Genomic DNA, 10,872 nt, shown 5'->3' with positions numbered 1-10,872 from the left:
TCCTCGCGAAGCTCCTCGGTGAATTCGCGTACGAGGAGATCATCACGCCCGTCGCCCTGCCGGGCACCGCGAGCGGCGAAGCTCCCGACCGGTACACGCTCGCGCTCGACGACGGCACCCCCCTCACCTTCACCGCCCGTCGCGGCGCCTACGGCAGCTGGCGCGTCGACCCCCACTCCGTCGAGCACGCCGGACAGCCCTTCCGCGACCCCCTCCGCTTTCTCGTGCTCGCGCGCCGCCTCCTCGCGATCGACGGCGCCACGCTCGGCCACCTCGTCCGCGAACTGAACGCCACCCTCGTCGCCGACACCAGGATCGACGGCACCGCCCTCACCGCCGCCGAACTCGCCGACCTCGACCACGCCGATCTCGAAGGCCACCAGACCGGGCACCCCTGGCTCATACTCAACAAAGGCCGCATAGGTTTCTCCGCCACCGACGCCACCCGCTGGGCGCCCGAGTCCCGCACCCCCTCCCCACTCCCCTGGACAGCGGTCAGCACCACCCTCGCCACCTACCGGGGCGTCCCCTCCCTCGCCTCGCCCGGCCGGCTCTACGACTCCGAGCTCGACCCCGCGACCCGCGACGGCTTCGCCGCCGAACTCCGCTCCCGGGGCCTCGACCCGGACACGTACCTCTATCTCCCCGTGCACCCCTGGCAGTGGGACGAAGTGATCCTGCCGCTCTACGCCGCGGAGATCGCCGCCGGCGCGATCGTCCCGCTCCCCACCGACGGCGACCGCAGACTGCCGCAGCAGTCCATCCGTACGTTCCTCAACACCACCCGGCCGGACCGCCACACGGTGAAACTGCCCCTGTCCATCCTCAACACCCTGGTCTGGCGCGGTCTGCCCACCGAACGCACGCTGGCCGCTCCGGCCGTCACCGCCTGGATGCGCGGGCTGTACGAGTCGGATCCCTTCCTCCGCGACGAGTGCGGAGTGATCCTGCTCGGGGAAGTGGCGTCGGTGACGGTGACCCACCCGCTCTACGACCACCTCCCCGAGGTCCCGTACCAGTACAGGGAACTCCTCGGCGCCATCTGGCGTGAACCGCTCCCCGCCAGACTCGCCCGCGGCGAGCGTGCGCGGACCCTCGCCTCGCTCCTCCACACCGATCCGGCCGGCCGGGCCTTCACCGCCGAACTCGTCGAACGGTCCGGGCTCCCGGCCGAAGTCTGGCTCCGCAGGCTCTTCGCCGCGCTCCTGCCGCCGCTGCTGCGCTTCCTCTACCGTTACGGCACCGTGTTCTCGCCGCACGGCGAGAACACGGTCGTCGTCTTCGACGAGGGGGACGTCCCCGTCCGCCTCGCGATCAAGGACTTCGTGGACGACGTGAACATCAGCGCCCGGCCACTCCCGGAGCACCAGGGAATGCCCCAGGAGGTCAGGGACACCCTCCTCACCGAAGAGCCGTCGTTCCTCACCCAGTTCATCCACGCCGGTCTCTTCGTCGGCGTCTTCCGCTTCCTCGCGCCGCTGTGCCAGGACCAACTGGACGTACCGGAGCGGACGTTCTGGTCACTCGTACGGGCCGAAATCCTGCGCCACCAGGCCCGCTTCCCCGAACTCAAGGACCGCTTCGAGACGTTCGACCTGCTCACGCCCCGTATCGCGCGGCTCTGCCTCAACCGCAACCGGCTGCATCTCGACGGATACCGCGACCGCGCGGACCGCCCGCACGCCGCCGTGCACGGCACGGTGCCCAATCCGCTGGCCCTGCCGGCGGACGGTGCGAGCGGGACGTGACCACCGTTGTCGGTGGTGAGCCGTAGGGTGGTCGGGCTATGACGAAGCCATCTCTCTCCGAGCTCCTCCATGCCGCCGTCACCGCTGTCGGCGGTGTGGAACGGCCAGGCCAGGTCACCATGGCCGAGGCCGTCGCGGAGGTCATCGACGACAACTCCCATCTGCTCGTGCAGGCCGGTACCGGCACCGGAAAGTCGCTCGGCTATCTGGTCCCGGCGCTGGCGCACGGTGAGCGCGTCGTGGTGGCCACCGCGACCCTGGCCCTGCAACGGCAGCTCGTGGAGCGTGACCTTCCCCGTACGGTCGACGCGCTGAGCCCCCTGCTGGGGCGCCGTCCCGAGTACGCCATGCTCAAGGGCCGCTCCAACTACCTCTGTCTGCACCGTCTCAACGAAGGCGCGCCGCAGGACGAGGAGGACGGCCTTTTCGACCAGTTCGAGGCGGCGGCGCCCACCAGCAAGCTCGGCAAGGACCTGCTGAGGATGCGGGACTGGGCGGACGAGACGGAGACCGGCGACCGCGACAATCTCACGCCGGGTGTCTCCGACCGGGCCTGGGCGCAGATCTCGGTGTCGTCCCGTGAGTGCCTCGGCGCCACGAAATGTGCCTACGGTGCCGAGTGCTTCGCGGAGATGGCGCGCGAGCGGGCCAAGCTCGCCGATGTCGTGATCACCAACCACGCGCTTCTGGCCATCGACGCCATCGAGGGCGCGCCCGTCGTCCCGCAGCACGAGGTGCTGATCGTCGACGAGGCCCATGAACTGGTGTCGCGGGTGACCGGCGTCGCCACCGGAGAGCTGACCCCCGGCCAGGTCAACCGCGCGGTGCGCCGTGCGGCCAAACTGGTCGACGAGAAGGCCGCGGACTCGCTCCAGACGGCCTCCGAGACCTTCGAGCGGCTGATGGAGCTCGCGCTCCCCGGCCGGCTCGAAGAGATCCCCGAGGACCTCGGCTACGCACTGATGGCGCTGCGTGACGCGGCGCGCACGGTGATCTCGGCGATCGGGGCGACCCGCGACAAGTCCGTCCAGGACGAGGACGCCGTACGCAAGCAGGCTCTCGCGGCCGTCGAATCCGTCCACAGCGTCGCGGAGCGGATCGCCAACGGCAGCGAGTGGGACGTGGTCTGGTACGAGCGCCACGACCGGTTCGGCGCGTCGCTGCGGGTCGCCCCGCTCTCCGTGTCGGGCCTGCTGCGGGAGAAGCTCTTCAACGAGCGCTCGGTGGTCCTGACCTCCGCCACACTCAAGCTCGGCGGCGACTTCAACGGTGTCGGCGCGTCGCTGGGCCTGGCCCCGGAGGGGACGGGGGGCGAGGACGTCCCGCAGTGGAAGGGCATCGACGTCGGATCGCCCTTCGACTATCCCAAGCAGGGAATTCTCTATGTCGCCCGGCACCTCTCCCCACCCGGCCGGGAGGGTTCGCGCGGCGACATGATGGACGAGCTCGCGGAGCTGGTGGAGGCCGCCGGCGGCCGTACGCTCGGACTGTTCTCCTCGATGCGCGGCGCCCAGGCCGCCGCCGAGGAGCTGCGCGGCAGACTCGACACGCCGATCCTGCTGCAAGGGGAGGAGACCCTCGGCGAGTTGATCAAGGCTTTCGCCGCGGACCCCGCGACGTGTCTGTTCGGCACGCTCTCGCTCTGGCAGGGCGTGGATGTTCCCGGCCCGAGTTCACAGCTGGTGGTGATGGACCGGATTCCGTTCCCGCGTCCGGACGATCCGCTGATGAGCGCGCGCCAGAAGGCGGTCGAGGAGGCCGGGGGCAACGGGTTCATGTCCGTGGCGGCCACGCACGCCGCCCTGCTGATGGCTCAGGGCGCGGGCCGGCTGGTGCGAGCCTCCGGGGACCGGGGTGTCGTGGCGGTACTGGACCCTCGGCTGGCGAACGCGCGGTACGGCAGCTATCTGCGGGCCTCGATGCCCGATTTCTGGTACACGACGGACCGCAACCAGGCGCGCCGCTCGCTGGCCGCGATCGACGCGCGGGCCAAGTCCGAGGGCAAGTGACCAGGGACCTGAGTGACCGTGGAGGACCGCACACCAGGACGGTCCGGTCGGTGCTCGTGAGTAGTCGGTGGTCTTGAGGGGGCGATGCTCCTGAGGAGGCGGTGGGCGCGAGGCCGGTGCTCCGCGACCACCTGCGCGGGCCGACCCTTCAGAGGGACGGCCCGCGGCGGGCACAGCGAGGCCCCGGGACCGGCGCAGTGGATCCCGGGGCCGGCCTGAGCCGGCGAGCCCTCACACCCGCCGCAGGACCGCTACGACCTTGCCGAGGATCGTCGCGTCGTCGCCGGGAATCGGCTGGTACGCCGCGTTGTGCGGGAGCAGCCACACATGGCCGTCCTCGCGCCGGAAGCGCTTGACGGTGGCCTCGCCGTCCAGCATCGCGGCGACGATGTCGCCGTTCTCGGCCACGGGCTGACGGCGCACCGTCACCCAGTCGCCGTCGCAGATCGCCGCTTCGATCATCGAGTCACCGACGACCTTGAGCACGAACAGCTCGCCGTCACCGACCAGTTGGCGGGGCAGCGGGAACACGTCCTCGACGGATTCCTCCGCGAGAATCGGCCCGCCCGCGGCGATCCGGCCGATCAACGGCACGTACGACGCGGCGGGTTTGCCCGTGGTGTCCGTCTGCTGGGTGCTCGGCTGGTCGGAACCCCGGACCTCGTAGGCCCTCGGCCGGTGCGGATCCCTGCGCAGGAATCCCTTGCGCTCCAGAGCCATCAGCTGGTGGGCGACGGAGGATGTGCTGGACAGGCCGACGGCCTGGCCGATCTCGCGCATCGACGGCGGATATCCGCGTCGCTGCACGGAGTCGCGGATGACTTCGATGACCCGCCGCTGCCGGTCCGTGAGACCGGAGCTGTCCGCCCGGATTCCGGGAGGTCGGCCGGGCAGCGAGCGAGTGGGCTTTGTGCCCTCCGGATTCGTGGCTGCGTCATTCATGGCATGCACCGGCTCGAGTCGGCTCTGGGAGCGGTCCTGGGCGGTAATGGTGGCGCTGTCTGCGGTGGTGGTCACGTCGGCCCCTCTCGAAATGTTCTCCCTAGCTGGACAACGGTAGTTGCTTTCGAAAGGTTGCGCCAAACACACGTTCGAGTGAAAATCCCCGGAAGTGCTGACGGGGCAATATCGGCGGTGTATGTGACGCCTATTCGACGCCCTCCAGGCGGGTCGTCCACGGCTCATCTACGAGCCGTACACGGCTCATTGCGGAAATCCCCACAGCCGTCCCGGCGCGGCCGGCGGCGCCCAGTGTCTCATCGGGCGGCCCGGGGCCACGGGACCCTCCGGGCTCCCGTACTCTCGTGCCGGGCCCCCTCGCGCCGGGCGCCGCAGGGCGGCCGATCCGTCGTCCCGCCGCGACACGCGCGATCGGTCCGAAGCGTGCGCGAGCCCTACATGTAGTGGTTGGATTGGCTCAGTCGCCCAGAAGTAGTGGTCCCGGGTCTTTCCTGACGGAGGCCATCGCCTATGCTGGAGACCGCTTCGTACGGCCCCACCAGGGCCCGTCGAGGCTTCTCAGTCGTGCTGTGAAGGAGGGTCGGAAAGCCATGCACTGTCCCTTCTGCAGGCACCCCGACAGCCGTGTCGTCGACAGCCGCACCACCGACGACGGGACGTCCATCCGGCGCCGCCGTCAGTGCCCCGACTGCTCGCGCCGTTTCACGACGGTGGAGACCGCCTCGCTGATGGTGATCAAGCGCAGCGGAGTCACGGAACCCTTCAGCCGTACGAAGGTCATCTCCGGCGTCCGCAAGGCGTGCCAGGGACGGCCGGTCACCGAGGACGCTCTCGCCCAACTCGGCCAGCGGGTCGAGGAGGCGCTGCGCGCCACCGGCAGCGCCGAACTGACCACCCACGATGTAGGGCTGGCCATACTCGGCCCCTTGCAGGAGCTCGACCTCGTCGCGTACCTGCGCTTCGCATCCGTATACAGGGCGTTCGACTCGCCCGAAGACTTCGAGGCCGCCGTGGCGGAGCTCCGCACGCGGCCTCCCACAGAGGAAGGCGGGCCGGGCGCGACCCCCGAGGTCCCCGAGCCCGTCACCGCTGCCGACTGACCGGACACCGGCAGCGGCACGGTCACCGGAACCGACATCTCGGTCGGTGACGGCCGATCGGTCATCGATCGGTCACCGACCTATCGCGACAGCTCAGCGACCGATCACTGTCGATCGGGCGCCCGGCGGCGACGAGACCGGCCACGAGCGCCCGAGCGGCGCCCATGGCATTGGACACATCACTGTGCCATGGGAAGAACGTGGCACATCAGGGCGTTTTCGCCTGTACATGGGAGGCGGCATGACAGAGACGGCGAGCGGTCCGACGGCACGGGGTTCCCGCGGCAAGGGAGCCAAGACCGGCAAGGGCCTGCGTATCGAGCGAATCCACACGACCCCCGGCGTGCATCCGTACGACGAGGTGGTCTGGGAGCGCCGGGACGTCGTCATGACCAACTGGCGCGACGGCTCGGTCAACTTCGACCAGCGTGGCGTCGAGTTCCCCGGCTTCTGGTCGGTGAACGCGGTCAACATCGTCACCAGCAAGTACTTCCGCGGGGCTGTCGGCACGCCACAGCGTGAGACGAGCCTCAGGCAGCTCATCGACCGGATCGTGAAGACGTACCGCAAGTCGGGCGAGGAGAACGGCTACTTCACCACGCCCGCGGACGCGGAGATCTTCGAGCACGAGCTGGCGTACGCCCTCCTGCACCAGATCTTCAGCTTCAACTCGCCGGTCTGGTTCAACGTGGGTACGCCCCAGCCCCAGCAGGTCTCCGCCTGCTTCATCCTGGCCGTCGACGACTCCATGGAGTCGATCCTCGACTGGTACAAGGAAGAGGGCATGATCTTCAAGGGCGGCTCCGGCGCCGGCCTGAACCTCTCGCGGATCCGTTCTTCCAAGGAGCTTCTTTCCTCGGGCGGCAACGCCTCGGGTCCCGTCTCCTTCATGCGCGGTGCCGACGCCTCCGCCGGGACGATCAAGTCCGGCGGCGCCACGCGCCGTGCGGCCAAGATGGTCATCCTCGACGTCGACCACCCCGACATCGAGAACTTCATCGAGACCAAGGTGAAGGAGGAGGAGAAGATCCGCGCCCTGCGTGACGCGGGCTTCGACATGGATCTGGGCGGCGACGACATCACGTCCGTCCAGTACCAGAACGCCAACAACTCGGTCCGTGTGAACGACGAGTTCATGAAAGCCGTCGAGGCCGGCGGGAAGTTCGGGCTGCGCGCCCGTATGACCGGCGACGTCATCGAAGAGGTCGAGGCGAAGTCCCTCTTCCGCAAGATGGCCGAGGCCGCGTGGGCGTGCGCCGACCCCGGCATTCAGTACGACGACACCATCAACCAGTGGCACACCTGCCCGGAATCCGGCCGCATCAACGGCTCGAACCCGTGCAGCGAGTACATGCACCTGGACAACACGTCGTGCAATCTCGCCTCGCTGAACCTCATGAAGTTCCTCAAGGACGACGGCAAGGGAAACCAGTCCTTCGAGATCGAGCGTTTCTCCAAGGTCGTCGAACTGGTCATCACGGCGATGGACATCTCCATCTGCTTCGCCGACTTCCCGACGCAGAAGATTGGCGAGAACACCCGCGCCTTCCGCCAGCTGGGCATCGGCTACGCCAACCTGGGCGCCCTGCTGATGGCCACGGGCCACGCGTACGACAGTGACGGCGGGCGCGCGCTCGCCGGCGCCATCACCTCGCTGATGACGAGCACGTCGTACAAGCGCTCGGCCGAACTGGCCGGGGTCGTCGGCCCGTACGACGGCTACGCCCGCAACGCCACGCCGCACCAGCGGGTCATGAAGCAGCACGCGGACGCCAACGGCGCTGCCGTGCGCGTGGACGACCTGGACAGCCCGATCTGGGCCGCGGCCACGGAGGCCTGGCAGGACGTCGTCCGTCTCGGCGCCAAGAACGGCTTCCGCAACGCGCAGGCCTCGGTCATCGCGCCCACCGGCACCATCGGTCTGGCGATGTCCTGCGACACCACCGGCCTCGAACCCGACCTCGCGCTGGTCAAGTTCAAGAAGCTGGTCGGCGGCGGCTCGATGCAGATCGTCAACGGCACGGTGCCGCAGGCCCTGCGCCGCCTCGGCTACCAGGAGGAGCAGATCGAGGCGGTCGTCGCCCACATCGCTGAGAACGGCAACGTGATCGACGCGCCCGGCCTGAAGCCCGAGCACTACCCGGTCTTCGACTGCGCGATGGGTGAGCGTTCCATCTCCGCGATGGGCCACGTACGGATGATGGCGGCGATCCAGCCGTGGATCTCCGGCGCGCTCTCCAAGACGGTCAACCTGCCGGAGACGGCGACCGTCGAGGACGTCGAAGAGGTCTACTTCAAGGCGTGGCAGCTCGGCGTCAAGGCGCTCGCCATCTACCGCGACAACTGCAAGGTCGGGCAGCCGCTCTCCGCGAAGAAGAAGGAGCAGGTCGCCGAGAAGGCCGAGGACACGATCCGCCAGGCGGTGGAGAAGGTCGTCGAGTACCGCCCCGTCCGCAGGCGGCTGCCCAAGGGCCGTCCCGGCATCACCACGTCCTTCACGGTGGGTGGCGCCGAGGGTTACATGACGGCGAACTCCTACCCGGACGACGGGCTCGGCGAGGTCTTCCTGAAGATGTCCAAGCAGGGGTCGACCCTGGCGGGCATGATGGACGCCTTCTCGATCGCGGTGTCGGTGGGACTCCAGTACGGCGTCCCGCTGGAGACGTACGTCTCGAAGTTCACCAACATGCGCTTCGAGCCGGCCGGTATGACGGACGACCCGGACGTGCGACTCGCGCAGTCGATCGTGGACTACATCTTCCGGCGCCTCGCGCTCGACTTCCTCCCGTTCGAGACGCGTTCGGCTCTCGGGATCCACTCGGCCGACGAGCGTCAGCGTCACCTGGAGACCGGCTCGTACGAGCCGTCCCTGGACGACGAGGACGGCATGGACGTCGAGACCCTGGCGCAGTCCGCTCCGCGCCAGGTGGAGCCGCTGAAGTCGGTGAGCCCGACCGCGACGTCGCCCGTCCCGGAGGCGCCCGCGCCCAAGCAGGCGCACACCTCGGCGGAGCTGGTCGAGATGCAACTCGGCATCAGCGCCGACGCGCCGCTCTGCTTCTCGTGCGGTACGAAGATGCAGCGGGCCGGGTCCTGCTACATCTGCGAGGGCTGCGGATCGACGAGCGGCTGCAGCTGATCCCGAGCGCCGCCGGCCACGGTCGCGTCACCCGGCGTCCTGCCGTGTGAGCAGTAGCAGTGCCTGATCAGAGGGGCGTCAGCCGTGTGCTGACGCCCCTCTCGGCGCGCCGGTCGAAGGCCCCAGGCGGGGGCGTCGGGCCGCGTCCGGGGATCCTCAGCGACACCTCGGCGGTGTCGTCACACGCTGCCCATCCGCTCCGTGAACTCCTGCGGGTCGGCGTCGAATCCGCGGACCGCCGGCCGGAAGTCCCACGTTCCCGACTCGTTCCTGGAGAACTCCGCGATCGTCGCCGACGTCGACCGGGCGACGTCGGCGAAATCGCTCGTCGTCAGCTCGGCCAGGCCCTCGAGGACGCGGACGGAGGCGGCCGATATGTCGCCGAAGGCCTTCCGGCCCTCGCGCTGCTGGATGACGACCCCCACGACCACGCGCACATAGTCCGACCCGAGGCGGTCGAGCTCCAGGGTCATCACCTCGTCGGAGCCGAATCCCTGGCCCGTCCGGCTCTCCCTCTCCAGGATGATCGTCCCGTCCGGGGAGCGGCTGTCGAAGTGCACCAGATAGGCAGGCCTGTCGACCGGCGTGTCAGCGGTGTACGTCGCGGCCACGATGTCCAGGTCGTGCGGTGGCCGGCCCAGCGGGCTCGGATCCCATTTGAGGGTGACCTCAACCTTTTCGACGCCTCTGTTGAGACTGCTGCTCACCGGTCATCCCTCCGTAACGTCCGACAACTCCGAGTACAAGGCTAGTCCGCGAGACCGACAACACACCCCCCGTACCGGCCAGTTGACGCCACTTGGCCACGACTCGCCATGAGCGGCGTCCACCGGGGTTTCCCTCGCCCCCGCCCGCGCCGTCTCAGTGCGGGATCCCACGCGGCGGCCTCGTACGGACCTCCTCGCGGAACAGCTCGATGGCGCTGCTCACCTGCCGGATCAGATGGGTGTCCTCGATACGGTCGAGATAGAGGCAACGGCGCGCGACCCCCTCCAGTTCGAAGGCGAAGCAGAGCGACATCAGTGGATTGACGAACAGCTCGCTGCCCCGGGTGCGGGAGGTGAACTGCACGTCTCCGAAGGAGCCCCGGACCGCCGCCGCTATCGACCCGTTCACGATGCTCGGGTGGTCCGGTGTGCACTCCTGCGCGTGTGCCACCGCGTCGACGAACAGCGCGCCCTCCCGTGTCGAACGGGACACCGAGAAGGCCCCGAGATACGCGCCGTCCCGTTCGAGCGCGGCGATGTTCTCCAGTACGAGCCCGTGGCTCACCCCGTGGTACGCGTCGACCCCGAAGCCCACGGAGACGATCAGCCGCTCGGGCACGTCGATCCCGGCCAGCGCGGCGACGCTGGTCAGATCCTCCTCGGGCGTCCCGAGGCCCGACTCGTCGCCGCGCATGAGGATGTCCGTGCCGCCGTCGACCAGTACGACGGCGTCGATCCCGTACCTCTCGATCAGCGCCCGGTAGGCGGCGCGCAGCGGCTGCACGCCCACGCGGCTGAACGCGTGCACCGTGCTCGGGTAGCGGTGCAGCGCCAGCCACTGGGCGAGTGTGCGTTCGGGGAAGTACGCCTGGTGCGGGGCCGTGTCCGGTGTGACGGCGGCGACGTCGGGGGCGAGCCAGCTCTCCAGCGGCAGCCCTTCGACCGCGCTGAACGAGAGGTTGGCGAGCTGGACGCGCTTGCCCTGGTGAAGGAGGGACAGGGCCACCGGCAGCCCCGCGTAGATGTCGAATCCGCCGCCCGCGCCGGCGACGAGCACGCTCTCGGCGGACTCCAGACGGGTGAAGAGCGGGTTGGCGTGCAGGGCTGTCATGTGGATCATTGTGCGGCTCCGGCCCGGTCGGCCGGAGCGTGACCTGGGCCACGTCCGGCCCCGTACGATGGCGCGGTGCTGGTCAAGTGGATTCGCTG

The 10,872-nt window shown here is 69.2% G+C and carries 7 protein-coding genes; 4 read left to right on the top strand and 3 right to left on the bottom strand.

The genetic code is table 11. The features are described from left to right. Positions 1-1,748, top strand: a 1,748-nt coding sequence (locus tag GXP76_RS30565; protein ID WP_242574865.1) for an IucA/IucC family siderophore biosynthesis protein, incomplete at its 5' end; no start/stop codon positions are given. A 38-nt stretch (positions 1,749-1,786) separates the two neighbouring features. Beyond that, positions 1,787-3,757: an ATP-dependent DNA helicase gene (locus tag GXP76_RS30560; RefSeq protein ID WP_242574864.1), complete on the top strand. Its 1,971-nt coding sequence runs from the start codon at positions 1,787-1,789 to the stop codon at positions 3,755-3,757. 231 nt (positions 3,758-3,988) lie between these two features. On the opposite strand, the gene lexA is transcribed toward GXP76_RS30560, so the two are convergent. Beyond that, complete coding sequence (gene lexA / locus GXP76_RS30555; RefSeq protein WP_242574863.1) at positions 3,989-4,774, bottom strand: transcriptional repressor LexA; 786 nt, start codon at positions 4,772-4,774, stop codon at positions 3,989-3,991. A gap of 533 nt (positions 4,775-5,307) precedes the next feature. Between lexA and nrdR the strand changes: the two genes are divergently transcribed. Together nrdR and GXP76_RS30545 are read left to right on the top strand one after the other, a co-directional pair. Further along, complete coding sequence (gene nrdR / locus GXP76_RS30550) at positions 5,308-5,817, top strand: transcriptional regulator NrdR (protein ID WP_078074707.1); 510 nt, start codon at positions 5,308-5,310, stop codon at positions 5,815-5,817. Positions 5,818-6,058: 241 nt separating this feature from the next. Then, on the top strand, positions 6,059-8,956 hold the full coding sequence (locus GXP76_RS30545; RefSeq protein ID WP_242574862.1) for a vitamin B12-dependent ribonucleotide reductase: 2,898 nt from the start codon (positions 6,059-6,061) through the stop codon (positions 8,954-8,956). A gap of 179 nt (positions 8,957-9,135) precedes the next feature. Here the strand turns inward: GXP76_RS30545 and GXP76_RS30540 are convergent, their stop codons facing one another. Beyond that, the gene (locus tag GXP76_RS30540) at positions 9,136-9,663 is read right to left on the bottom strand and encodes a TerD family protein (RefSeq protein WP_242574861.1); all 528 of its coding nucleotides are present in this window, start codon (positions 9,661-9,663) and stop codon (positions 9,136-9,138) included. Between the two features lie 154 nt (positions 9,664-9,817). Next, complete coding sequence (locus GXP76_RS30535; RefSeq protein WP_242574860.1) at positions 9,818-10,774, bottom strand: DUF1152 domain-containing protein; 957 nt, start codon at positions 10,772-10,774, stop codon at positions 9,818-9,820. Between the last annotated feature and the right edge of the window lie 98 nt (positions 10,775-10,872).

The sequence above is a fragment of the Streptomyces sp. NP-1717 genome (genome assembly GCF_022695985.1).
Lineage (GTDB): Bacteria > Actinomycetota > Actinomycetes > Streptomycetales > Streptomycetaceae > Streptomyces.
This window is presented reverse-complemented; position numbering and strand designations above follow the sequence as displayed.